The following is a 24,827-nucleotide window of genomic DNA, read 5'->3' on the forward strand; positions in this document are numbered from 1 at the left end:
CGGGATCTTCCACGGGGCCGCCGCCACCGCCCTGCGAGAAGGCGTCGCCGCCCTTGCCGCCGGCGCCGCCCGTGGAAGATCCCGTGGCCGTGTAGCTGCCGAGCGGGCCGCTGAGGATCGAACCGTAGCCGCCTGCACCACCGCCGCCCGCTGCCCAGTACCCGTTGCCGCCCGCGCCACCGATGCCGCCGGTGTAGCTGTCGGACGAATTGGCCACGTTGTTGGCGATCGACATGCCCTGGAAGCCACCGCCGCCACCCCCGCCATAGCCGTTCCCGTTGGCCGAGTCACCGGTCTGCGCCTGGCCCGCGCCGCCGGCGTCGCCCTGGAACGCCCCGGGGCCGGTGGGCGTGCTGGCCGCGCCGGCCGCGCCGCCGGTGCCCGGCGTGGCACCACCGAAGCCGCCGATGCTGGCGCTGGCCCCCGCCGTGACGCCGCCCGGCGTGGACGATCCGCCCGCGCCGCCGAAGGCATTGACCGTGGTGTCATTGAGCCCGCCGCTCCCGCCCGTGCCGTCGCTGCCGCCCGTGCCCGCGTTCAGCGACGCGTCACCGACCGGCTGGCCGCCCGCGCCGCCGGCCGCGAGCACCGGCACGACGCAGACCCACAGGGCCGCCGTTGCCGCCGCTGCCGCCACCGCGCGCACGCCGCCCCCACTGCACGATCGCGCGTGGCCGCGCGCGATTTCCGGCGCGGCCACCCAGGTGCCGGCGGTGGGACTCCACAGGGTTCGGAAGATCTTGTTCATGACTCAACTCCCTCTTCGTTCACTGACTGAGCAGGTGGACCTCCGTGTGCAGCAGCAATGGCTTGCTCCTCCCCACGGCGACGATTTCGGATGTGCAAGTCAAAAATGTAAGAACGCGTGCCAGTTACGCGTATCCCTGCAAGGGGCTACCCTGAAACGGGAGCGACCGGCCCCATGCGGGGCCACTCCGCCTCTGTCAGGCCCTTCGGTAGACGGTCTACCCTGTCGCGTATCTATACGTAACATGTGACTTTTGGACAGCACAATCTCTCGCCCTTGATGCAGCGCCCAAAAGAAAAGGCACCCTCGCGGGTGCCTTGTTCGTTGCGGATGCGCCCTGGGCGCGCGCTGTCAGTCCAACGACACGTTCGCCTTGCGGATCACGTCGGTGAAACGCTTCGTTTCGGTCGCCACGAACTGGTCGAACTGCGGGCGCGTGGTGGGGAACGGCTCGTAGCCGAAGCTCTTGAACTTCTCCAGCACGTCGGGTTCGGCCAGGCCCTTCTCGATGTCGCGCTTGATCTTGTCGGTCACCGAAGCCGGCAGGCCCTTCGGCACGGCGATGGCGTTCCAACCGATGACCTCGAAGCCCTTCGGGCCGCCCGATTCGCCCACGGTCGGCACGTCGGGGAAGGCGGCGTTGCGCTGAGGTGCGGCCACGGCCAGGAAGCGCAGCTTGTTGGCGCGCTGCAGCGGGCCGGCGGTGGCGCTGCTGCCCAGTGCAAAGGCCAGCTCGCCGGTGGCGACCGAGGTGTACAGCTGCGTGGTCTCCTTGTAGATCACGTGCTCCATCTGCGTACCGGTGGCCGACTCGAACAGCTCCGAGCCCAGGTGCACCGGGTTGCCGACCGACCACGAGCCGTAGTCGAGCTTGCCGGGGTTGGCCTTGGCGTCGGCGATCAGGTCGCCCACGGTCTTGTACTTGCTGTTGGTCGCGACGGTGAAGAAGAAGTAGGTCTTGAACAGCGGCAGCAGCGCGTCGAAGTCCTTCGATGCGTCGTAGGGCAGCTTCTTGAACAGCGCCGGGTACGCGGCCAGGTGCACGTTGTCGAGCACGATGATGTCGTGGCCGTCTTTCGCACCGCGCTTGAAGGCGTCGATGGCGATGAAGCCGTTGCCGCCCGGACGGTTCTCGACCACCACCGGCTGGCCCCAGGCGCGCGAGAGCTTGTCGGCCACGAGGCGGGCCACGCCGTCCGGGCCACCACCGACCGGGAACGGCGTGATGATGCGCACGGGCTTGGTCGGGAAGGCCGCAGGCTGCTGTGCCGAGGCGGTCAGCGGCAGCAGGCCGCCGGCGGTCAGGGCCAGCACAGCCGCTGCGATGGCGCGGCGCGAAAGCGACGAACGGAAGAAGGACATGAGGGAAGTCTCCGGTTTGATGAATCGTTGATGGGTGGGAAGCGGTGCGTCGCCGCTCAGTCGACCGACGCGCCCGAGGCCTTGACGATGCCGGCCCACAGCGCGCTTTCCTTCGCGATGAGCGCGGCGTACGCGGCCGGCCCGCCGAGCAGCGGCACGGCGCCTTCCACGTCCAGGCGCGACTGGAACTCGGCGCCGCCCGCCACCTGCAGCATCTGCGCCGACAGCGTCTTCACGAACGCATCGGGCGTGCCGCGCGGCGCGAGGATGCCGTAGGTGAGCGTGCTCTCGAAGCCCGCGAGTTCGCGCAGGCCCGACTCGGCCACGGTGGGCACGTCGGGCAGCGACGGCAGGCGCTTCGCACCCGTGACGGCAATGGCGCGCAGGCGCCCGCCCTTGACCAGCGCAAGCGCGGGCGGGATGACGCTGAACATCATCTGCACCTGACCGCCCGCGAGGTCGGTGAGCGCGGGGTTGGTGCCCTTGTAGGGAATGTGATTGATCTTCGTGCCGGTGCGCTGCGCGAAGAGCTCGCCCGTGAGATGGCCGCCTGTGCCGCTGCCGCTCGACGCGTAGTCGAGCAGGCCCGGACGCACCTTGGCCTCCTTGACGAGGTCGGCCACGCTGCGCACCTTCGAGGCTGTGGGCACCACGAGCACGAGCGCGGACGAGGCGAACATGGCCACGGGCACGAGGTCCTTGCGGGCGTCGAACTTCAGGCCCTTGTACAGCGCCGGGTTGATCGACACGGTGCCCGTGTGGCCCAGCAGCAGCGTGCTGCCGTCGGGCGTGCTGCGCACCACCTGCTCGGTGCCGAGGTTGCCGCCCGCGCCGGGCTTGTTGTCGACGATGACGCCCGACTTGCGCACTTCGCCCAGGCCCTTGGCCATCTGGCGCGCGAACACGTCGTTGCCGCCACCGGCCGCGAAGGGCACGACGATGCGGATCGGCTTGGCATCGCTCTGCTGCGCATGCGCAGGCAGGCCCGCTGCGGCCAGCAGGCCCAGCAGCAGCTCGCGTCGGGCGAGCGCCATCAGACGCGTTCCAGGATCACGGCAATGCCCTGCCCCACGCCAATGCACATCGTGCACAGCGCGTAGCGGCCGCCGCCCTTGTGCAGCTGGTTCACCGCGGTGGTGGCCAAGCGTGCGCCGCTGGCGCCGAGCGGGTGGCCCAGCGCGATGGCGCCGCCGTTGATGTTCACGCGGGCGTCGTCGTCCTTCAGGCCCAAGAGGCGCAGCACGGCGAGGCCTTGTGCGGCGAAGGCTTCGTTGAGTTCGATGACGTCGATCTGGTCGAGCGTGAGGCCGGTGAGCGCCAGCACCTTCTGCGTGGCGGGCGCCGGGCCGATGCCCATGATGCGCGGCGCAACGCCGGCCGTGGCCATGCCGACCACGCGGGCGCGCGGCGTGAGGCCGTGCTTGGCGGCGCTGGCTTCGTCGGCCAACAGCAGCGCGCAGGCGCCGTCGTTCACGCCGCTGGCATTGCCGGCGGTGACGGTGCCGTCGGGACGCACGATGGGCTTGAGCTTGGCCAGCGCCTCCAGCGTGGTGTCACGCGGATGCTCGTCCTTGTTGACGATGAGGGCGTCGCCCTTCTTCTGCGGCACGCTCACGGGCACGATCTCGGCGTCGAAGAAGCCGGACTTCTGCGAGGCCACGGCGCGCAGCTGCGAGTTGAGCGCCATCAGGTCTTGCGCCTCGCGCTCGATCTTGTAGTCGGTGGCCACGTTCTCGGCCGTCTCGGGCATCGAGTCGACGCCGTACTGCGCCTTCATGAGCTTGTTGACGAAGCGCCAGCCGATGGTGGTGTCATACACCGCGTTGTTGCGGCTGAAGGCGCTCTCGGCCTTGGGCATGACGAAGGGCGCGCGGCTCATGCTTTCGACGCCGCCGGCGATCATGAGGCCGGCTTCACCGGCGCGGATGGCGCGCGCGGCGGTGCCCAGGGCATCGAGGCCCGAACCGCACAGGCGGTTGATGGTGCCGCCGCCCACTTCGATCGGCAGGCCCGCGAGCAGCGCCGACATGCGGGCGACGTTGCGGTTGTCTTCGCCGGCCTGGTTGGCGCAGCCGTAGAGCACGTCGCTCACGGCCTGCCAGTCGACGTTCTTGTTGCGCTCGATCAGTGCGCGCAGCGGCACGGCGCCGAGGTCGTCGGTGCGCACGCTGCTGAGCGAACCGCCGTAGCGGCCGAAGGGAGTGCGCACGGCGTCGCAGATGAAGGCTTGGGTGGTCATGTGGTGTGTCTCTTGAATGGGTTGAACGGATCAGGCGGCGATCGGAAGGCCGACCAGCGTTTCGAGTTCTTCGCGGCTCAGGCCCTCGACGGCGTCGACGAGCTTCAGGCCCTGCGGCGTGCATTCGAGCGTGGCGAGGTCGGAGTACACGCGCTTGACGCAGCCGATGCCGGTGAGCGGATAGGTGCACTGCTGCACCAGCTTGCTCGCGCCCTGCTTGGTGAGCAGATCCATCATGACCCACGTCTGCTTGGCGCCGATGGCCAGGTCCATCGCGCCGCCGACCGCGGGAATGGCGTCTTTCTCGCCCGTGTGCCAGTTGGCCAGGTCGCCGGTGGCCGACACCTGGAACGCGCCGAGCACGCAGATGTCGAGGTGGCCGCCGCGCATCATCGCGAAGCTGTCCGAGTGGTGGAAGAACGAGCCGCCCGGCAGCAGCGTGACGGGCTGCTTGCCGGCGTTGATGAGGTCGTAGTCTTCTTCGCCGGCCTCGGGCGCGGGGCCCATGCCGAGGATGCCGTTCTCGCTTTGCAGGATGACCTCGCGGCCCTGCGGCAGGTGGTTGGCCACCAGCGTGGGCTGGCCGATGCCGAGGTTGACGACGGCGCCGTCGAAGATGTCTTGTGCGACGCGGGCTGCCAACTGGTCTTTGGTGCGACGGGTGTATGCCATGAGAATTAAGTTCCTCCGCGCTTTCGCGCTACGGTTTTCGCTTTGGGGCGGCCCGGCAGCTCAAGCTGCCTTCTTGAAGCCACCGGCTTGCGTGGCGACACGTTCGATGCGCACCACCTGGTGCACGAAGATGCCCGGGGTCACGATGGTCTCGGGGTCGAGGGTGCCGAGCTCGGCGATGTCGTGCACGGTGGCGATGGTCTTCTTCGCGGCCATGGCCATCACCGGGCCGAAGTTGCGCGCGGCCTTGCGGTAGACCAGGTTGCCCCAGCGGTCGCCGCGCTCGGCCTTGATGAGCGCCACGTCGCCGTGGATGGGGTACTCGAGCACGTACTGCACGCCGTCGATCTCGCGCGTTTCGCGGTTGCCGGCCAGTTGCGTGCCGTAGCCCGTGGGGCAGTAGAAGGCGCCGATGCCGGCACCCGCCGCGCGGATGCGTTCGGCGAGGTTGCCCTGGGGCACGAGCTCGAGTTCGATCTTGCCGCTGCGGTACAGGCCGTCGAACACCTGGCTGTCGGCTTGGCGCGGAAAGCTGCAGATGATCTTGCGCACGCGGCCGGCCTTGAGCAGAGCCGCCAGGCCCGTCTCTCCGTTGCCTGCGTTGTTGTTGACGACCGTGAGGTCCTTGGCGCCCTGCTCGACGAGGCCGTCGATGAGTTCGCCTGGAATGCCGGCGGTGCCGAAACCGCCGATGAGCACCGTGGCGCCGTCTTGGATGCCTGCCAGGGCATCGGCGACCGAGCGCGCGATCTTGTTGATCATGAAGCCTGTCTCCGGGAGTGAAGGAAGAAACCGAACGGTGCGAACACCCTGCCGAATTCACGAACCCTCGCAAACCGCAATTTGTTCGTCTAAAGAACTTTTGTTCGTATAATGAATTTTAAAGAGGATCGCTCGCCATGGCAACCCACCCCGTTTCCGCCAGTTCCGCCACCGACACGCCCGCCCCCGGCGACAGCTACGTGCAGTCTTTTGCGCGCGGCCTGCAGGTGATCCGTTCGTTCAGCGCGAGCGCACCGCACCAGACCCTGAGCGAAGTGGCGGCCGGCAGCGGCCTCACGCGTGCGGGGGCGCGGCGCATTCTTCTCACGCTGCAGACGCTGGGCTACGTGGTGACCGACGGCAAGCTCTTCACGCTCACGCCGCGCATCCTCGACCTGGGCTTTGCCTACCTGTCGTCGATGCCGATCTGGAACCGCGCCGAGCCCGTGATGGAGGCGCTGGTGCAGCAGGTGCAGGAGTCGTGCTCGGCCGCCGTGCTCGACGCGACCGACATCGTCTATGTGCTGCGCGTGCCGACGCAGAAGATCATGCGCATCAGCCTGGGCGTGGGCTCGCGGCTGCCGGCGTACTGCACGTCGCTGGGCCGCCTGCTGCTGGCCGACCTGGACGACGACGAGGTGCGCGCGCGGCTCGAGGCCTCGAACCTCGAGGCACTGACCAAGCACACCGTGACCGACATCGACGCGCTCATGGCCAAGGTGGCCCAGGCGCGCAAGCAGCAGTGGTGCCTGGTGAACCAGGAACTGGAAGAAGGCCTGATCTCCGTGGCCGCGCCCATCGTGAACCGCCAGGGCCGCATGGTGGCCGCGCTGAACATCAGCGGGCAGGCGAACCGCACGAGCGCGAAGGTGATGCAGGAGACGATGCTGCCGGCGCTGATCGATGCGGCACGGCAGGTGTCGGCGCTGCTGTAGCCGCAGCGCGATCGCGCTGGCACTGGCTCAGGCCTCTGAGCGAATGCCCTTCATGAGGATCACGCCGCCCAGCCGCGTGGTGTCGGCGCGCATCCGCTTGGCCAGCGTGTCGGGCGAACCGGGCTGCGCCTGCCAGCCGGTCTTGAGCAGTTCGCCGCTCACCTCGGGCGAACTGATCACCTCGACCAGCGCGGCGTTCAGCTTGGCCACGGCGGCCGGCTTCATGCTCGCGGGCGCGGCGAGCGCGGTCCAGATCTCGAGGTCGGCGCCGCGCACGTCGGCGTCGCGGATCGTCGGCAGCTCGTTGACCAACGGGCTGCGCTCGGGCGAGGTCACGCCGATGGCCTTGAGCTTGCCCGACTTCACGTGCGGCATCGCCAGGCCGGGCGGCAGCAGCGCCAGCTGGATCTCGCCCGCGAGGATGCCGGCGATCACCTGCGGGTTGCCGGTGTAGGGCTTGTGCTGCGCGGTGATGGCCGCGCGGCTCTTGAGCAGTTCCATGCCCAGGTGGCCCACGGTGCCCACGCCCGGCGTGCCGTACTTGCCGGCGCTGCCCAGGTTGCGCACCCACAGCAGCAGGTCGGCTGCAGACTTGCCCGTGGCGCTGCCCGACACCACCAGCACCAGCGGCGCGGTGCCGATCAGGCCGACGGGTGCGAAGTCTTTCTCGGGGTCGAAGTCGAGCGACGGGTTCAGCAGCTTGGCGATCGTGAGGTTGCCGTTGATCAGCGCGCCGATCGTGTGGTCGTCCGTGGCCTTGGCCACTTCGGCGGCCACGAGGTTGCCGCTGGCGCCGGGCTTGTTCTCCACCGTCACCGGCTGGCGCAGGAGCTTCGAGAGCGGCTCCGCGATGGCGCGCGCCGCCAGGTCGGGCGAGGCACCGGCCGGAAAGCCCACGAGGATGCGCACGGGCTTGGTTGGCCAGGCGGCATCGCCGCCTGCTGCGCGCTGGGCCCACGAGGCCGGCGTGAACAGCGAGGTGGCAATGGCTGCAGCGCCGCCTTCGAGCAGGCGGCGTTTGGTGATCTTCAAAACGGACTCCGGAGGGTTGGAAAAATCAGGGTAAACACGTGCATTTTGCTTACGAGACGTTACATGATGATGCTGCAGCGCACAAGTTCGGCACAACTGTGAATAGGGCCATCGCAGGGCTCCGTCAGCTTGGTATCCAGAGGTGACGGGCGCATTTACAATGCCTGCCGCATTCCCCTTCCCCTACCACGAGGTCTTGTCCGCAATGCCCAAGAGCCCCCGGCCTCGCGCCCGCTTCAGCTTCTCCCCCACCGTGCGCGCCCTGTTCCTGGCCGTTGCGGCCTGCGGCGCCGCGCTTCCCGCGCTGGCCGCGACCGAGCACGAAGAGGTCGACCGCCTGATGCAGTCCGGCAAGCTCGACGAGGCCATGACCAAGGCCGAGGCCTTCCTCAAGGACAAGCCGCGCGATCCGCAGATGCGTTTCCTGAAGGGCGTGATCCAGCTCGACACCGGCAAGCGCACCGAGGCCATCGCCGCCTTCACCCAGCTCACGCAAGACGCGCCCGAGCTGCCCGAACCGTTCAACAACCTCGCCGTCATTTACGCGAGCCAGAACCAGTTCGACAAGGCCCGCAACGCCCTCGAAAGCGCCATTCGCACCAACCCCAGCTACGCCACCGCCCAGGAAAACCTCGGCGACGTGTACGCGCGGCTGGCCAGCCAGGCCTACAGCAAGGCGCTGCAGCTCGACCAGAACAACACCGCGGTGCAGCCCAAGCTGGCCGTGATCCGTACGCTCTTCACCGCCCCGCCGGCGGCCGGCTCCAAGGGCTCGACCCTCGTGGCCTCGGCCACGACGACGCCCGCACCGGCACCGGCTGCAAAGCCCGCCCCGGCGCCTGCGCCCGCACCGGTTGCCAAGGCACCCGCTCCGGCACCCGTGCCCGCTCCTGCTCCCGTCGCCAAGGCACCGCCTGCGCCGGCGCCGGCACCTGCCGCCGCGCCTGTTGCGCCGCCCGTCAAGGTGGCCGCAGCGCCCGCGCCGGTCGCCAAGACGCCTGAACCGGCACCGGCACCAGCGCCTGCTGCAGCCCCGGCTTCCAACGCCGAGATCGAATCCGTCGTGCGCGGCTGGGCCTCGGCCTGGGCCAGCCAGGACATGGACCGCTACCTCGCCGCCTACGGCAGCGACTTCGTGCCCGCCGGCGGCCAGAGCCGCAAGGCCTGGGAAGAAGACCGCCGCGCGCGCATCGTCGGCAAGTCCAGCATCAGCGTGAACCTCGAGAACCTCGCGATCAAGGTCGACGGACAGACCGCCACCGCCAAGTTCCGCCAGATCTACCGCGCCGACAACCTCAACATCGCGAGCCGTAAGACGCTCGAGCTGCAACGCTCCGGCAACCAGTGGCACATTCGCAAGGAAAGCGTCGGCGGCTAGTGGCAGACATCGTCCGGCGCGGCCGGCTTCAGACCCTCCCGTTCCCGCTGCGGAGCGGGAAGTTGCTCGCGGCCTTGATGGCCGCTTCTGCGCTCCTGCTGGCCACGCCCGGCGCCGCGCTCGCAGCCAACAACAGCAACAGTTCCAGCAGCAAGTCGGCCACCGCCAAGACCAGCGGCACCAAGGCCGCCAAGGCGGGCGGCAGCCGTGCGTCCGCCAAAGAAGCCAGGGGCGGCAAGGCCAGCAAGACGCAGCTGCAAGCCAAGGGCAAGCGGTCCGCCGTCGCGGCAGACAACGCCGGCGCCACGCGCCCGGCCCGCAAGACCGCCAGAACCGCCGCGCCGCTGCAGGAAGCCAGCGGCGCCGAGGCCCGCCTGATCGGCGTCTACGAACTGTTCGGTCGCGGCAAGACCCGCGAGGCGCTGGCCAAGGCCCAGACCCTCGTGCGCGACCACCCGAACTTCCAACTCGCGCAGCTCGTGTACGGCGACTTGCTCGCAGCGCAGGTGCCGCCGTCGAACGCCATGCCCGACACCGCCGGCATCGCGCGCCTGCGCGGCAACCCGGCCATGGTCGAGCTGCACGAGGAATCGCGCCGCCGCCTGCAGGCCCTGCGCGAACGCCCGCCCGCCGGCACCGTGCCCTCGCAGTTCCTCACCCTCTCGACCCGCAGCCGCTTCGCCATTGCCGTCGACGCCTCGCGCTCGCGGCTGTACCTGTTCGAGAACTCCGACAAGGGCCTGAAGCTCGTTGCCGACTACTACATCTCCGTCGGCAAGTCGGGCACCGACAAGGCCGTCGAAGGCGACGCGCGCACCCCGCTGGGCGTGTACTACATCACCAGCAGCCTCGACCCGCGCTCGCTGAAAGACTTCTACGGCGCCGGCGCCCTGCCCATCAACTACCCCAACCCGTACGACGTGCGGCGCGGCAAGACCGGCAGCGGCATCTGGCTGCATGGCACCCCGCCCCAGCAGTTCGCACGGGCGCCGCTGGCCAGCGACGGCTGCGTCGTCATGGCCAACCCCGACCTCAAGCAGCTGCTGCGCAAGGTCCAGATCGGCGCCACCCCCGTCGTCACCGCACGCAGCCTGCAATGGATTTCGCAGCCGCAGGCCGAAAAAGAAACAAAGAAATTCGCCGATTCAATTGCCGCCTGGAAAGACGCGCGCGCCAGCGGCAATGAAGCGCAATTGAAAAAATTCTATTTGCCGGATTTCCAGCGCGCCAGCCGCAAGCCCGTCGATGCCGATGCGGTACTCCGCGACGAATTGACCTACGCACAAGGTAAACGAGTGCAAATCAAGGACACGTCGTACCTGCACTGGCGCGACACCGAGGACACCATGGTCGCCACCTTCGGCGAGGTGTTCGAGGGCGAGAAGAACGGCCGCACCCGCCGCCAGTACTGGCTGCGCCAGGGCGGCGAGTGGAAGCTCTTCCACGAAGAAATCCTCGGCTGAGCCCACATCACCGAAGGGGTCTCGGCCCCAAAAGTGTGATTTATTGCCCAAACGGAGCCGCCTTGTCGAGTGTTACAAATTGCACTCCTAGGTACCACGCTACGTAACACGTAACGGGCATGTTCCCGTAACGCTCAACGTCCGGACGTTCCCACGCCCGTAACGTGTTCCCCTCGTCCATGCAAGGCTGCATGCGGTTTACAGAGGGAAACGAACATCTCCAGACTGTGAATAAGTGACCTTTTCTGCCCCGTTGTGGGGGCCGAACGAGGCTGGCCGCCTTCCTGCTTTACCCCTCCGAGTAGCACATCCGGGACTCGATCCGGTGTGTTTCTCCTGTTGATACACGGAGTTACGCTGTATAACATCCACCGTGCCAGCCTTTGTTAACACTTCCTTTCAGGAGATCACCATGCTTAGTTCTATTACTCGTTTTCTGCGCGATGAAGAGGGTGCTACCGCAATTGAATATGGAATTATTGCGGGGCTGATTTCTATTGCGATCGTGACTGTTCTGACCACCGCAGATGGCTTGGGCCCACGACTGGCTCGTGTCTTTACGAATATCACCAATGCGCTGCCGGCTGCACCAGCACCGAGCGGCGGAGGTTCTGGCAGCTAATACCCCCCAGAAAAGCGACTGGTGTTCATACAGGCCTGTCTGCTGTGGCTGCTCTTCGTTACTGTCTATGACTTTCGAAAGCGCCGCGTCCCGAATGCTCTTGTGCTGGCCGGGGCTGCTCTGGCCCTGGCAGCCATCGCTTCGGGCTCACAACCTTTTGGTCTCAGTTGGACCGCGGCACTTGTGGGCGCAGCATCAGGCTTCGGATTTCTGCTCCTCTTCTATGCAACCGGACTTATGGGAGCAGGCGACGTGAAATTCGCTGGAGCTCTAGGGTTGTGGGTAGGGTTGCCGGCCCTGATTCCCATTTGGATCGTGGCCAGCTTGCTAGCGGGCGTCCACAGCGTCCTCTGGCTTGTCTTGACACGCTGGCCTCTATTCCCGCGACTTTCCTTGATGCTGGCGGGTCCAGCTCGTATTTCTGATTCCGGCAGCTCACCCGGCCGGCTTCGCATCGTTCCTTATGCGGCCTATCTCGCCTTGGCCGCTGCGGCCTGGATGGTTTGGGAGCGACAGAGTTAGCCAACACCAGTCAACTCTGCCCGTCTCGCAGGCCCTTCATCTCCTTTCCATGATCGCTTGCCCCTCTCATTCAGTTCGCCGCTCATGATCAATCTCACCAAAATCATCGCAGCCGTCTTGGTTCTTCTGGCCATCGCGCTGGGGGTCTACGCTTGGATGCTCGGCCGGCAGCCGGCACCAAAGATCGCCATGACTCCGGCGCCGGCAGCAACGCAGACCCAAAGCCCACCAACGGTCACGCATGCAGTCGTCGTCGCAGCCAAACCGTTGCCGGCAGGTCAGGTCATTCCCGCCGACGGCCTGCGCGTCGAACGCCTTACCGTTAATCCAGTTGGTGCTTTCCAGGATGTGGCAACCGCGGCGGGGCGAGTTCCGGTGCTGGACCTTTCGGAAGGCACGCCTGTGATGGAGAACCAACTGGTTTCGGGCCTGTCACTTCGTTTGGAGGAGGGCCAGCGAGCGGTTGCCATCAAGGCCGACGAGATCATGGGCGTCGGCAACAGGATTCAACCCGGAGACTTCGTCGACGTGTTCATCACCTTGAAGTCGGACGGGAGGGATGTGGACCGCAGCCAGGCACGACTGCTGCTTTCTCGCAAGCGTGTCCTCGCCTATGGCTCTGCCTCGGTTGATGGCCTTCCCTCAAAGGCGATAGACAAGCAGCAAGCACAACAAGCCCAGCGCACCGAGGCCGCTCGCACCGCGGTTCTCGCCGTTCCCGTGGACGACGTCAACCGCCTCACGATCGGTGACGCCACAGGCCGGCTGATGCTGGCGTTGCGTAACCCCAGCGACATGGCAGAACCCGACCCCAAGCTCTTCGCCACACTTCCCACCGCACTACAGCCTGCAACGTCTCGCCCGGGGGAACCTCGCCGCGACCCGCTGGACGGACTCGACCGTGCCCAAGCCGGGCTGACTGCCGTGGACCTTGTCACAGGTGGCAAGGCCTTCGCCAACAGAGCTTTTCCACTTGAAGCGCGTGCCATCTCCAGCGGTCCGCGCTCGCCCCAAACCGGCACCGGTCGCGGCGGCCTCCAAGTCGAAGTTATTCGCGGCGAACGCAGCGAAACCGTCAGCTACTGATCGCGGTGCGCATCGCCGTCACGTCCGTCACACAAGAAAGAAGCCACATGCTCCATACGCCACGCGAACTGTCGAGCAGCCATCCAGGCGCCCCGTCGCTGCTGCGTTCGTCGCTTATCGCGCTCTGTGCGTTGACCCCTGCGGCTTGGCCGCTCACCACCGGCGCCGCGGATGCGCCGCTCGTGCGCACCGTGTCTCCGCGTCCGGTGGTCCTCACCGCCGGCACTCAACAGGAGTTGCTGATTGACAAGGGCATCGAACGAATGGCGATCGCCGATGAGGCTGTAGCAGCTGTCACCATCACGCGCAAGACGCCGAATGCACCGGCGGCACGTCTGATCGTCACCGGCAAGTCGGCCGGTCGCACCACTCTCATGATCTGGGAAAAGGGCAATGCCGCGGCGACCACCTATGCCATCGAAGTACGACGCAGGGCAACCAATCTGACCGGAACATTGGACAGCGTCGCCGCGCATCAGCAAGCGCGCGATACGGCAATGGCCGGTGCAGCGGACAAGACTGAGCTGATAGATCGTTCCGTCGTGGCCGTGCGCAGCAACACCGTTCAAGTTGAAGTGAAGGTCGTTGAGTTCAATCGAAGTGTGCTCAAACAGGCCGGCCTGAATATCTTCAGCACACGTGCGAACTCCAACGGGTTCAGCTTCGGGGTTTTCGGTCCGTCTTCGCTTGGCAGCACCACCTTCGCGCCCAATGGCTCCATCAGCGGCGAATTCGGCAACCCGCTGGCACAAGCGTTCGGCCTGCTGTTCAACTTCGGCAAAGCCGGAATTGGCGTGAATGTCGGCTTCCTCGAAGGCAATGGCATGGCTCGGGTGCTCGCCGAACCCACTCTGGTGGCAATGTCGGGCCAGAGTGCCAGCTTCTTGGCCGGTGGAGAGCTGCCGGTTCCCGCTCCACAAGGCTTGGGTAGCACGAGCATTGAATACAAACCCTTCGGCATCGGCCTCACTGTGACGCCCACCGTGCTGTCCAACGATCGCATCGTGCTCAAGGTGGCGCCCGAAGCCAGCGACCTCGACTACACCAACTCGCTCAGCATCGGCGGCGTCGCCGTACCCGCGATCAGCACCCGGCGCGCCGACACCACGGTAGAACTGGGAGACGGAGAAAGCTTCATCATCGGCGGCCTCGTCAGCCGCACTACCACCTCGAATGTCGACAAGGTCCCGCTTCTTGGCGACCTGCCGATCCTGGGCACCTTCTTCCGCCAGAACAAGTACCAGATGAGCGAGAAGGAACTGGTGATCCTCGTCACCCCGCATCTGGTCAAGCCGATTGCCCGCAACACCGATCTGACGCCCTACCTCCCAGGCGGCGCCGAGCAGCGCGACGGCCCCGTGTGGCGTTCGCATTTCCTCGGCGGCGCAGCCAACACGGCGGTGCCGGGCTTCTCCCGCTGATGGATGACGGTCTTACGAATCGCACATCGCAGAACGGCACCATGAACGCCCCACGCGACAACCTTCCGGAAACTGGCAGCGAAACCTACCTGTTCGCGTCAGCCAACGGCGGCCACATCACCTGGCTGACAGACGCCCTGAGCCACGAAGGCTCAGTCGTCGTCCTGAGCCAGGACACGAAGACGATCGACGAGCGCATTTCCTTGCTCGGCCCCGTGGCTGTGTTCATCGACTTCTCTCCCGAGCAAGCCACCGCAGCCAGCGAGCTCCATCAACGCCTGAAGCGCGACTGGCCCACCCTGCCCGTGCTGGCCGCCGGTGTGTCGTCGCAACCCGCGGCGATGCTGGCCGCCCTTCGCGCCGGTGTGGACGACTTCATCGACCTCTCGGCCACCCCCGATGAAGCCGTGGGCACCCTGCGCGCGCTTCTCGAAAAGCGGCGCTCGCTCCCCGGGGACCTGCGTGGCAGCACGCTGGCCCTGCTGGGCGCGCGTGCCGGCCTGGGCGTCACCACGCTGGCCACGAGCTTGGCGCTCACGCTGTACGACCAACTGGGGCAAGCGCCTGCACGTCCGCCCGGCCGCAATGGGCGCCATGGTGTGGCGCTGCTCGACCTGGGCCTGCCCGCACGCGATGGTCTGCTGTACCTGAACACGCAAAGCGGATTCAGCTTCGTCGATGGCGTGCGCAATCTGCGGCGCCTCGACCAGACCCTGTTGCACACCGCACTGGCGCATCACACCAGCGGCGTCGCCGTGCTGCCGCTGCCGACCAACCTGGCGCAGGTGCGCGAGATCTCGCACGCCGATTCCGTCTCGCTGATCCGTCGGCTGGCCGACTTCTTCGACTTCCAGATCGCCGACCTCGGCGGCTTCTCGACCATCGACTTCATCGCTCAGACCGTGCGCGAAGCACAGAACGCCTGGGTGGTGTGCGACCAAAGCATCGGCGCCATCGTCTCGACGGCCAACATGCTGAAGGAGCTGCGCGCTCGCAACGTCGAGACCGAGCGGATGACTCTGGTCGTGAACAAGTTCGACGCTCGCGTCGGCCTGTCGGCCAAGGACATCGCCGAACGCCTTGAACTGCCGCTGCAGCATGTGCTTCCCGAACGCAACACCCAGCTGCTCGCCGCCGGCTGCCGCGGCGAAATGCTCGTGCGCACCGCCCGCAACGATCCGTATGCGCAGGCCGTCGGCGGCCTGGCCCGCACCCTGCACCAGGAATACATGTCCGTCTCCGGTCAACCGCCTGCCAAGGACCCACGCTGGGTCGCACTGATGGCGCAGATCACGGGGCTCTGGAAGAGAGATAACGAAGGCTGATCCATGTCCACTGATATCGAATTTGCCGACGACGACCAGGCGTTCATCAACTCCCAGCAATTCCAGGACATCAAGAGCTGGACGCACGATCACCTGCTGAGTCGCATCGAAGAGCTGGGCGCGGAGTTCGGCCGCTGGTCGCGCGCGTCTATCCAGCAGTTCGTCGAACTGGAGGTCGACAGCTTCGTGCGCCTGCGCCGCGTGCCGATCAACGACCGCGAGATGCAGCTCATCGCCGATGCGCTGACGAAGGAGCTGGCCGGCTTCGGCCCGCTGGAAGACCTGCTGAACGATCCGACTGTCGAAGACATCCTGATCAACGGCTATGAGAACGTCTACGTGTCGCGTCACGGCATCCTGGAACGCGAAACGCTGCGCTTCATCGATTCCGAGCACGTCATGCGGATCGTGCGCCGCATCCTGGCGCCGCTGGGGCGTCGGCTCGACGAATCGAACCCGATGGTCGATGCGCGCCTGCCCGACGGGGGGCGCATCAACGTCATCATCGAACCGCTAGCCATCGACGGCCTGTCCGTCTCCATCCGCAAGTTCCGCAAGGAGCCCCTCACTCCCGCAGACCTGGTGAAGCTCGGGACCTTCGATGCCGGCATGGCGCAACTGCTCGAGATCGCGGTGCGAGCACGCTGCAATGTGCTGGTGAGCGGCGGAACCAGCTCCGGCAAGACATCATTGCTCAATGCCCTGGCAAGCTTCATTCCCGCGCGGGAGCGCGTGATCACCATCGAAGACACGGCCGAACTTTCACTCAGTACCAGCCACGTGGTACGCCTCGAAAGCCGCCCCGGTGGCTTCGACGGCACGGGGGTTGTATCGATTCGCGACCTGCTGCGCAACAGCCTGCGGATGCGACCGGATCGAATCATCGTCGGCGAGGTGCGCGGCGCCGAAGTCATCGAGATGCTGCAGGCCATGAATACCGGGCACGAAGGTTCCATGGGCACCATCCACGCCAGCTCGCCGCGCGAGTGCCTGTATCGACTGGAAATGCTCGCCGGCTTCGCCGGCTATCAAGGCAGCGAGGTGAGCCTGCGTCGCCAGATTGCCAACGCCATCGATTTCATCGTGCAGATCGGCCGGCTCTCCAACGGGCAGCGGCGCATCATCTCGCTCAGCGAAGTCACAGGCGTGAACGACAACGTGGTGGCAATGCAAGAGCTTTACCGCTACGAGCCTGTCGTGTCGCCGGACGGAGAAGAACGCGATCGCTGGGTCTCACTGGGCATTGCGCCTCATTCGCCGAAGATCACGCGCTTCCGTCAATCCTTCGCCCGCACCCAAAGTGGAGAAGGTCGTGCGTGAAGCACTGCTCATCGTGATCTGCATTGCGCTGCTGCTAGCGGCGAGTGGATTGTTGCTTTGGCAGTGGGCAAGAAATCGGCAGAGCCGCCGCGCAACCGAACGACACCTTGAGCAACAGATTCTGGCGAGCAGCGCTGATGCGACAGCAAATGCCCCGCAGGTGCCGACATCTCTGCGCGCCCCTCCTGCAGAGGCGTTCGTTCCTGGCATCACGTCGGATCCCTGGCTTCAGAACGAGATAGCAGCAACTCCGGCCAGTCGAAAGCTCTCGCTGGAATCCGTTCTTCCCGCGTGGCTCCACGGCATCATCCCGCCTCGGGTTGCCGCACTTTCCGCAATCGGCACCGTCGTGTTGTGCTTGCTGGCGGGCGTCTTTGGAGGTTGGGTCGCTGCCGCTGGTGTGCTCTTTCTTCTCATCGTCGCCTCTGCCTTCGCAACGTGGTTGCGCCTGCAAAAAGTCCGCCGTCAATTGATCAGCCAGTTGCCCGCTTACATCGATGCAATGGTTCGTCTGATCACCATCGGCAACTCGACGCAAGCGGCCTTTCAATTGGCGATCGCCACGACACAGGACCCACTGCGAGGACACATGGAACGCGCTGCGGTCCTGGTACGTGCGGGCGTGGATCTTGACCGCGCGGTGCATCAGATGGCGAACAATGTGCGTGTGGAGGAGATGTTCCTGCTGGCCTCGATCCTGGGACTGAGCGTGCGCTACGGCGGCCGGTCCGACCTCCTCCTGGAGCGAGTTGCCAACTTCATGCGCGACAGCGAGCAGGCCCAGCATGAACTGGTCGCAATGTCTTCCGAAACACGCCTCTCAGCCTGGATTTTGGGACTTCTTCCTCTCGGCGTCGGCGCCTTCCTGATCCTGACCAATCCGTCTTACTTTGTGGGCATGTGGAACGACGGAACAGGGCGAGTACTGATCTTTTCGTCTGCAGGGCTACAAATACTGGGCGCCGTCTTCCTGTATCGATTGGCGAGGCTCGCATGAATCTCACGTCGACCCATCTCGCTACCCTCAGTATTGTGTTTCTGGCACTGGGCTTGCTGGTCGCTGCGGGTGCATTGATTGCAGCAGAGCGTCGCCGCAGCCGCAGCGGTCAGGTAATCGGCCGCGCCCTCCGTCGGGACACGACCACCCAGATCGATCTGAAGACTCCTCCCGAAACCGATTTAGAACCAGGTGCCGCCGCGCGCGCCGACATCGAGCTTCCCTTTCATTGGCTCGACTCGCGAATCGGACGCGCCCTGGTCGCAGACGAAGACCGACGACTTATCGATCAATGTGGACTCGCGTCCAAGCGGGCACAACTGATCTTCTTGGTAACCCGTCTCGCTCTGGCCATCCTCCTTCCAATGATCGTCTACGCCGTCTGGAAGACCAGCCAGAGCGATCGCACCTTTGTGATCGTTCTCGCTGGGGCCTTCGTGGTTGGTTTCATGCTCCCAAAGTGGGTGCTTGGTCGAATCGCGGCCGGCCGCCGTGAGCGCATATCGCGTGAGCTTCCGCTCTTTGTCGATCTCTTGAAACTCCTGCAAGGCGTGGGTCTGAGCCTCGATCAAAGTCTGCAGATCATGGCCGACGATTTTTCACATGTTCTGCGGGTGCTCGGCTACGAACTGACGTTCGCCAACCGCCAATACAGCCAGGGACGAACGCGTGAGCACTCCCTTCAACGCCTCGCCACCCTCCACGGCAACGAGGATCTGCGTGGCTTGGTCTCTCTGCTCGTGCAGGTCGATCGCCATGGGGGAGCGGTGCAAGAACCCTTGCGTATCTTCGGCGAAAGGCTGCGTGAAAGGCGGCGCTCGGAAATGAAGGAACGCATCGGAAAAATCACCGTGAAGATGACTGGCGTCATGGTGACCACGTTGCTACCTGCCTTGGTGATCGTGACGGCCGGTCCCGGGTTCATTGCCATCTTCCGTTCACTGGCAGCAGTCTCCAAATGAGAAACATCAATCTCCTTGGCAAACAATCCCATAGCGCACGAAACCGATTTTCGGTACACGCTGCGATTTGCCTGATGTTCCTTGCGCTTTCCGGGTGCACTACCCCCAAGGATCAGTACGCTGCCAGCGTCGATGCTCAACAACGTATGGCAGCAGAAGCCGTCGCCGAAACCAAAGCGGGAAACTCCATCGATACGAAAGAAACCTACCTCAAGCTCGTCGAACAGATGCAGCGAGAGAACCTGTGGTTTGCTTCACTGGCACACATCGATGCTCTCGAACAACGCTGGGGAACGTCCCCCGAATCCACTCGCCTGCGCGCCGATGCCTTGCGTCAAACTGGCCAAGCAGCGCAGAGCGAAGCGGCCTACAAGCGGTTGATGGGCACTGCACTTGAAGGTGCGGGTTATCGCGGACTGGGTCTCTTGGCTGGTGCGCGTGGAAACTACCAGGAGGCTGTGCAGTTTTTGAAGCAGGCCCAGCGCCACACACCGACTGATGCGCTGCTGTTGAGCGATCTTGGCTATGCCCACCTGCGCGCAGGCTCCATTGAGGAGGCTCGCCTGCCGTTGATGCAAGCTCTTCAGCTTCGCCCCGACAGCACACAGGCACAAGCCAATCTCGCCCTGTATCTCGAACTCACGAATCAGCAGGAACAAGCCGCGGCCATGATGGATGCGAATCGCATGTCCACCGCTGCGCGTTCGGCGGTCAGAGAAGCTGCACAGCGACTCCGTGATGGTGCAGCCGCACCCCATGCACTGGTCGCACCCGCGGGGACATCAGCTGCTCGCGACGAAACCCTTCCGCTTGCACTCAAGACTTCACGGCGGTCGCACTTGACCGGGATACGCACCGCCATTCAAGCAAATCCGGAGGCCATCGCCTCTTCGCCCCCTCCGATCCCGACTTCAAGAGGTACACCATGAAAAAAGAGTGCGATGCCGTGCTCCACGCTCTATCCACATGCGGCCTCTTTGTGGCCCTGCTTGCCTCTTCGCCAGCGGTTCTGGCGCAAGGCGCGGCATCGGCAGAGCCGGCTGCAGTACCTATCGCCGCGAACGTGCAAGCTCCTTCAGTTGCCGGACCATCAGGCGATGCGACCTCTCCCAACGACGAAGGGCAAGACTACGCTCCGCTGCAAGTCGGCGACGCTACCCAGGGCCTGCTGGCTTGGCAGCGCAGCGGTGACATAGCGTCCAAAACGCCGCGCCCAATCGCTGGGAGCATCGCGCAGCGCAGTTACGAACGCTATTTGAAGAGCTTTGAGTTCCCGATCCCGGAACGCTTCAACTCAAGCGTCAAGTCCGGCAGCGCCGGCAATGGCGCCGGCGCAGGCAGATAGGCGCGTGCCATGAAAACATCGCGGCCTTTTGCCTCCCTCCGTGCACAGCGCGGTGCGTATGCGATCGAGTTCGCCGTTGTGTTCTTGATTTTCTTCGCAGTTCTCTACGGGATCATCTGTTACGGGATTCTCTTTGCATTTCGATTTGGACTCCAGAACGCAGCGGAAGATGGGGCGCGCGCCGCACTGCGGTATCAAGTCGACCTACCTCGCCGAAAAGCAGAGGCCGATTTCGTGGCTCGCTTCCAGACCAAGGGATGGCTACCCGTAGCAAGCAGCCAATTGGTCGATGTCCAAATCTGCCAAGTCGAGACCAATATCTGCCTCAATCCACCGTGCCAAATCGCATGGGAAAAGAGATGTCAAGTCACGGTGACTGTGACGGTGAGCGGTATGAAGCAAGTACTGCCACCACTGGCCAACTTTGCCATCCCTGATGTTCTTGTAGGCAAGGCCAGTATGCTTTTAGAGGGAGGGACGCTGTGAGAAATTCTCATGCCCCTTCTCGACGCGCATGCGCGAGTTGCCAGCGCGGCGTAGCAGCCATCGAGTTCGCCTTAATTTTCAGCTTTCTTTTTCTTGTACTTTACGGTGTCGCCACATTCGGCTCGGCCCTTTACACACAGCAAGTGGTCACGCGCGCCGCAGAAGATGGCGCTCGCGCCATATCGATGCTTCCTCCTTTCCCCCCTCTCGTCGAGAACGACGCTCGAATCCAAGCGGTGGTCTTCAACTCCTTGAACACCTCCATGATCGCACCGACAGTCTCTCGCAGTTGGATCGAACAGAAGGTCGATGTGCGCATCAGCAAGCAAGCGGGAAGCCCAACGGGCATACCGCCTGCACAGGCCACTGTCGTTGTGATTTTTCCCTATGACAGCAACAGCAGATTGCTGCCCTCATTGCCCCTCATCGGTAGGTCTCCTGAAAAACTGACAAGCCGAGCCGCCGCCGCGCTTCAATCTTCCTGAGGAGCCTTGAATGAATTTGACTCATGGAAGCACTTCGCACGGCTCCGCGCACCGAACCTCGGGGGTGCATCTGGGAATGGGACGAACCCGAGGGTCCATCCTAGTCAATACAGCCATTGCATTGAGCTTGGTGATCATTACGCTGATCGGCACCGAATTGGGCTACCTCTTCTATCTGAAGCGAGAGCTCCAAAAGACTGCCGACTTGGCCGCACTGGCCGGCGTCCAAGCGATCACGCCGGATACCTGTACCAGCGCCGCAACCGCAGCGATGGCAAATGCCACGCAGAATCTGCCTACTGGTTTTCAACTCGAAGCCACAGATATCACCTGCGGGCGATGGGATCCCGGAAACTTTCCAGCCCCCACGCATTTCGCGGCGGGCTCTCTTCCACTCAACGCAGTACGAATTTCGATTCAGCGGACGCCCTCGCTGCTCCTCCCTAAAATTCCGGGCAATCAGTCCCGCAGCATCGCGGTCCAGGCGGTGGCGACCAAGGCCGACCCTTCTGCCGTCTTTTCTGTAGGCTCCCGGCTGCTGCGCGTGAGCACCGATTCAACGCTGGGCGCACTGCTCAAGAGCATCGGGCTTGATCTCGAAGGGACCACGGTGGCCAGCTACGAGGGGCTCGCCAATGTCTCGATCACGCCTGGTGGTCTGCTGTGCAAACTCGACACCTGCGCAGACGCGAACATCACTGTCGGCGGGCTCAATGATCTGCTCGATGCGCAGGTCACGCTTGGCGCAGTCCTTGACGCTATCGTTAAGGCGGCCGGACGCTCCGATCTCGTGGCCGTCAACGCAGCACTGGTATCGGCGCTGAAGGCGAAGTTGAATGTCACGGATCTCGACTTGCGTCTTGGGTCCACTGGTAGCCCCGCTGGCCTCTTTTCGCATATCACCACTCTGACCGCCAACTCTGCCCTGGATGCGAATATCAATGTGCTTGACTTGATCAAGACAGCTGTCGGAGTCGCTGCGAACGGCCATGCAGTCGACATACCCAGCTTGAACATCTCCCTCCTTGGATTGCTATCCGTCACAAGCAAGGTCGGCATCGTAGAAGCACCTTCTATCGGGATTGGAATCAGAGGTGTAACTGCCTATACCGCACAGATTCGCACGTTCCTCCAAGTTCGCACCGAAGGCTTGATCGCAGCCTTGCTGAAACTCAACTTGCCAATCGTCCTCGACCTGATCGCGGCAAAGGGAACACTCACTGGCCTGTGCACACAAGACCTGCGATCGTCAACGGGACAGCAACGTGCATCGATCAACGTCGAGGGCGCGATCATCAACGGATGCATCGGGAGAATTGCTAACGCATCGGGCTCGCAAGACTGCTCGCTAGCACCGACCGACCCAAAGCACAAAGCCTGCTTCGATCAACTCTTGTTTTCGAAGAAGGACGCCTGCACGGCTTTTCTCAAGAACACAGAACTCGTCAACATCCTTGGACTTCTTCGGGCCGACACCAGCGCACCAGTGAACGGACTTCCCATCACGCAGCCTGCCACTGTCAACCTCGCCGAAGGAGAAACCGGCACCGTAGGTAACGAACTCGCCTTGGGCGCCACCGTCAACAATCTTGTCAACACGATCACGACGCTGCTTTTCTCGGGCACTTCTGGCTCCGGCTCTCCCAGCCCTACGGATATAGCGAACCTCGCAAACCAGATCTGGACTGACACCGGGAAATCAGTGCCTGCGGGTGGTGCCGGGTGCACAGCAGACACAGATGCTTGTCGTAGTCTCCGACTGAAGAACGCGCGTGACTTCATCGATTCGAACGCTACTCAAAGCGGCCTTCTTACTGGCTTACTGAATGGGCTCGGAGACCTGCTCGGTGCAGTCGGCACTCTGCTCACAGGCGATGGGTGCACCTTCAGGGTGCTCGGTCCCGCCACATCCAATGACGGGTGCGTGAAGCTCATCAAGAACACGCTCGAAAAGAAAAGCAATTCAAACTTGAGTGGCGGTGTCTCGAATGCCCTCGCTGTATTGACGGGCCTTCTTCAACCCATACTCGACGCTATTGGAAAAGATGTTCTGACGCCACTGCTTCGCAACCTTCTCGGCGTCCACCTTGGAGAGGTAGACGTCAAGCTGCAAGCCCTGCGTTGCAACAACGCGCAACTCGTCTACTAGCGCCACTTCTTCATTTTTTACCGTGAAGCCCGTATCCAGGCGCACCTGCCCTCGATGAATTCCCCTGCCTCCAACTTCGACGAACTCGACCTCTTTGTCTGGGAAGGCAAAGCCGACATCCTCGACCGCATTGCGCGGTGCATGGCGAGCTTCGACGTGGAAGTCATCCGGGCCGATGGCCTGCCGCCTCCCCAGCAGGACCGCGGTGTCGCGCTGCGCCCTTCCGTCGCGATCATCAGTGTCACCGTGATCGACGGCGGCGGGCTTCCGCATGCGACCGAGCTGCTGCAAGGCATGCCCGTGATCTGGGTCGCTGCGGCCTCGCGCGAGCGCGATTCGCGCACGTATCCGCCCGAGTACCTGCACGTCCTGCCCTACGACTTCACCTGTGCCGAGCTGCGCACGATGGTGGCCAAGCTGGTGCGCCAGCTGCGTGCGCGCGATGTCGCGCCGCAGGCGCCCGACGTGCTGGTGGCGCATTCCGATGCGATGAAAGGGCTGCTCGCCGAAGTGGGCGCCTTTGCGGACTGCAACCATCCGGTGCTGGTGCGCGGCGAGACCGGCGTGGGCAAGGAGCGCATCGCGCAGCAGCTTCACATCGGGCACCAGCAGTACGGCAAGGGCGCGTTCGTGGCGGTGAACTGCGGGGCGATTCCCGACGGACTGTTCGAGTCGCTGTTCTTCGGCCACACGAAGGGCTCGTTCACCGGTGCCGTGCATGCGCACCGCGGGTACTTCGAGCAGGCCACGGGCGGCACGTTGTTCCTCGACGAGATCGGTGACTTGCCGCGCTATCAGCAGGTCAAGCTGCTGCGCGTGCTCGAAGACAGCGCGGTCACGCGGCTGGGTGCAACGTCGCCGATCCGTGTCGACTTCCGGCTCGTGGCGGCGACGAACCGCAACCTGCGCGAGATGGTGGCGAGCGGCGAGTTTCGGGCCGACCTGTTCTACCGGCTCGCGGTCATCGAGCTGCATGTGCCGAGCCTCGAAGAGCGCGGCGAGATCGACAAGATCGCGATCTTCAAGGCGCTGCTGGCGAACGTGCTCGGCGACGAGCTCGAAGCCTTGGGTGAAACGCCGCACTGGCTCAGCGATGCGGTGGCCGAAACCTACTTCCCCGGCAACGTGCGGCAGCTGCGCAATCTGGCGGAGCGCGTGGGCGTGATCGCGCGGCAGTTGCACAGCTGGGACCAGAACCTGATCCAGCGCGCGATCGCGCTCACGCGCGGCACGCCAGCGCCCGCTGCGCTGGCCACCGACCGCAATGGCACGGGGGTCCCGCTCGACGCGAATGGCGATCGCAAGGGCTGGAACAGCAGCGAGCGCAACCGCATCATCGCGGCGCTCGAGATCAACGACTGGAAGCGCCAGGACACCGCACAGCACCTGGGCATCAGCCGCAAGGTGCTGTGGGAAAAGATGCGCAAGTACCAGATCCTCGACGGCGAGCCCGGCATCCCCGAAGAAACTTAGCTCGCCCCCAGGCTGCGCGGCACTTCGTGTCCGCTTCTCCTTC

24 protein-coding genes are annotated in these 24,827 nt (G+C 64.4%); 17 read left to right on the forward strand and 7 right to left on the reverse strand.

What is annotated here, in order from left to right; translation table 11 throughout:
* The 6 genes from AC07YS_RS01440 to AC07YS_RS01465 form a co-directional block, all read right to left on the reverse strand.
* Positions 1-748, reverse strand: a 748-nt coding sequence (locus AC07YS_RS01440) for an ESPR domain-containing protein (protein WP_495275702.1), incomplete at its 3' end; no start/stop codon positions are given.
* A gap of 351 nt (positions 749-1,099) precedes the next feature.
* A complete protein-coding gene (locus tag AC07YS_RS01445) occupies positions 1,100-2,110 on the reverse strand; it encodes a Bug family tripartite tricarboxylate transporter substrate binding protein (RefSeq protein ID WP_495267101.1) in 1,011 nt (336 codons plus the stop codon).
* Positions 2,111-2,166: 56 nt separating this feature from the next.
* Complete coding sequence (locus AC07YS_RS01450) at positions 2,167-3,144, reverse strand: Bug family tripartite tricarboxylate transporter substrate binding protein (RefSeq protein ID WP_495267100.1); 978 nt, start codon at positions 3,142-3,144, stop codon at positions 2,167-2,169.
* Complete coding sequence (gene pcaF / locus AC07YS_RS01455) at positions 3,144-4,349, reverse strand: 3-oxoadipyl-CoA thiolase (RefSeq protein WP_062482451.1); 1,206 nt, start codon at positions 4,347-4,349, stop codon at positions 3,144-3,146. The genes AC07YS_RS01450 and pcaF overlap by 1 nt, the downstream gene beginning before the upstream one ends.
* 30 nt (positions 4,350-4,379) lie before the next feature.
* On the reverse strand, positions 4,380-5,021 hold the full coding sequence (locus AC07YS_RS01460) for a 3-oxoacid CoA-transferase subunit B (RefSeq protein WP_495267099.1): 642 nt from the start codon (positions 5,019-5,021) through the stop codon (positions 4,380-4,382).
* Between the two features lie 60 nt (positions 5,022-5,081).
* Complete coding sequence (locus AC07YS_RS01465) at positions 5,082-5,783, reverse strand: 3-oxoacid CoA-transferase subunit A (RefSeq protein ID WP_492686569.1); 702 nt, start codon at positions 5,781-5,783, stop codon at positions 5,082-5,084.
* A 137-nt stretch (positions 5,784-5,920) separates the two neighbouring features.
* Here AC07YS_RS01465 and AC07YS_RS01470 point away from each other — a divergent pair, with 137 nt between their 5' ends.
* Positions 5,921-6,718, forward strand: a complete 798-nt coding sequence (locus tag AC07YS_RS01470; protein WP_492697626.1) for an IclR family transcriptional regulator domain-containing protein — start codon at positions 5,921-5,923, stop codon at positions 6,716-6,718.
* A 27-nt stretch (positions 6,719-6,745) separates the two neighbouring features.
* On the opposite strand, the gene AC07YS_RS01475 is transcribed toward AC07YS_RS01470, so the two are convergent.
* Positions 6,746-7,750, reverse strand: coding sequence for a Bug family tripartite tricarboxylate transporter substrate binding protein (locus AC07YS_RS01475; protein WP_307696987.1), 1,005 nt, complete (start codon positions 7,748-7,750; stop codon positions 6,746-6,748).
* Positions 7,751-7,955: 205 nt separating this feature from the next.
* On the opposite strand from AC07YS_RS01475, the gene AC07YS_RS01480 reads away from it, so the two are divergent.
* The 16 genes from AC07YS_RS01480 to AC07YS_RS01555 all read left to right on the forward strand — a co-directional run bounded on the left by AC07YS_RS01480 (position 7,956) and on the right by AC07YS_RS01555 (position 24,784).
* Positions 7,956-9,128, forward strand: coding sequence for a YybH family protein (locus AC07YS_RS01480; protein WP_495267098.1), 1,173 nt, complete (start codon positions 7,956-7,958; stop codon positions 9,126-9,128).
* Positions 9,095-10,591: a L,D-transpeptidase family protein gene (locus AC07YS_RS01485; protein ID WP_495267097.1), complete on the forward strand. Its 1,497-nt coding sequence runs from the start codon at positions 9,095-9,097 to the stop codon at positions 10,589-10,591. The genes AC07YS_RS01480 and AC07YS_RS01485 overlap by 34 nt, the downstream gene beginning before the upstream one ends.
* Positions 10,592-10,964: 373 nt before the next feature.
* Positions 10,965-11,213 carry a Flp family type IVb pilin gene (locus AC07YS_RS01490; RefSeq protein ID WP_493195768.1) on the forward strand — a complete coding sequence of 83 codons (249 nt, stop codon included), beginning with the start codon at positions 10,965-10,967 and terminating at the stop codon, positions 11,211-11,213.
* 21 nt (positions 11,214-11,234) lie between these two features.
* The gene (locus tag AC07YS_RS01495; RefSeq protein ID WP_493195767.1) at positions 11,235-11,735 is read left to right on the forward strand and encodes an A24 family peptidase; all 501 of its coding nucleotides are present in this window, start codon (positions 11,235-11,237) and stop codon (positions 11,733-11,735) included.
* A gap of 84 nt (positions 11,736-11,819) precedes the next feature.
* A complete protein-coding gene (cpaB, locus tag AC07YS_RS01500) occupies positions 11,820-12,821 on the forward strand; it encodes a Flp pilus assembly protein CpaB (protein ID WP_493195766.1) in 1,002 nt (333 codons plus the stop codon).
* A 47-nt stretch (positions 12,822-12,868) separates the two neighbouring features.
* On the forward strand, positions 12,869-14,242 hold the full coding sequence (locus tag AC07YS_RS01505; protein WP_493195765.1) for a type II and III secretion system protein family protein: 1,374 nt from the start codon (positions 12,869-12,871) through the stop codon (positions 14,240-14,242).
* 41 nt (positions 14,243-14,283) lie between these two features.
* Entirely contained in the window at positions 14,284-15,567 is a 1,284-nt protein-coding gene (locus AC07YS_RS01510; protein WP_495267096.1) for a CpaE/TadZ family protein, read from the forward strand.
* Positions 15,568-15,570: 3 nt separating this feature from the next.
* On the forward strand, positions 15,571-16,887 hold the full coding sequence (locus AC07YS_RS01515; RefSeq protein WP_495267095.1) for a TadA family conjugal transfer-associated ATPase: 1,317 nt from the start codon (positions 15,571-15,573) through the stop codon (positions 16,885-16,887).
* Positions 16,880-17,884, forward strand: coding sequence for a type II secretion system F family protein (locus AC07YS_RS01520; RefSeq protein WP_495267094.1), 1,005 nt, complete (start codon positions 16,880-16,882; stop codon positions 17,882-17,884). Before AC07YS_RS01515 ends, AC07YS_RS01520 begins: the two co-directional genes overlap by 8 nt.
* Entirely contained in the window at positions 17,881-18,846 is a 966-nt protein-coding gene (locus tag AC07YS_RS01525) for a type II secretion system F family protein (protein WP_495267093.1), read from the forward strand. The genes AC07YS_RS01520 and AC07YS_RS01525 overlap by 4 nt, the downstream gene beginning before the upstream one ends.
* Positions 18,843-19,775 (forward strand): tetratricopeptide repeat protein, encoded by a 933-nt coding sequence (locus AC07YS_RS01530; RefSeq protein ID WP_495267092.1) that lies wholly within the window; start codon positions 18,843-18,845, stop codon positions 19,773-19,775. Before AC07YS_RS01525 ends, AC07YS_RS01530 begins: the two co-directional genes overlap by 4 nt.
* Positions 19,772-20,191 (forward strand): DUF3613 domain-containing protein, encoded by a 420-nt coding sequence (locus AC07YS_RS01535; RefSeq protein WP_495267091.1) that lies wholly within the window; start codon positions 19,772-19,774, stop codon positions 20,189-20,191. The genes AC07YS_RS01530 and AC07YS_RS01535 overlap by 4 nt, the downstream gene beginning before the upstream one ends.
* Before the next feature lie 9 nt (positions 20,192-20,200).
* Positions 20,201-20,677, forward strand: coding sequence for a TadE/TadG family type IV pilus assembly protein (locus tag AC07YS_RS01540; protein WP_495267090.1), 477 nt, complete (start codon positions 20,201-20,203; stop codon positions 20,675-20,677).
* On the forward strand, positions 20,674-21,162 hold the full coding sequence (locus AC07YS_RS01545; RefSeq protein WP_495267089.1) for a TadE/TadG family type IV pilus assembly protein: 489 nt from the start codon (positions 20,674-20,676) through the stop codon (positions 21,160-21,162). The genes AC07YS_RS01540 and AC07YS_RS01545 overlap by 4 nt, the downstream gene beginning before the upstream one ends.
* A 76-nt stretch (positions 21,163-21,238) precedes the next feature.
* Entirely contained in the window at positions 21,239-23,311 is a 2,073-nt protein-coding gene (locus AC07YS_RS01550; RefSeq protein WP_495273939.1) for a TadG family pilus assembly protein, read from the forward strand.
* 54 nt (positions 23,312-23,365) lie between these two features.
* Positions 23,366-24,784, forward strand: a complete 1,419-nt coding sequence (locus AC07YS_RS01555) for a sigma 54-interacting transcriptional regulator (RefSeq protein ID WP_495267087.1) — start codon at positions 23,366-23,368, stop codon at positions 24,782-24,784.
* Positions 24,785-24,827: the final 43 nt, after the last annotated feature.

It is taken from the genome of Variovorax sp. GW458-11-26-14-LB1 (genome assembly GCF_059423965.1).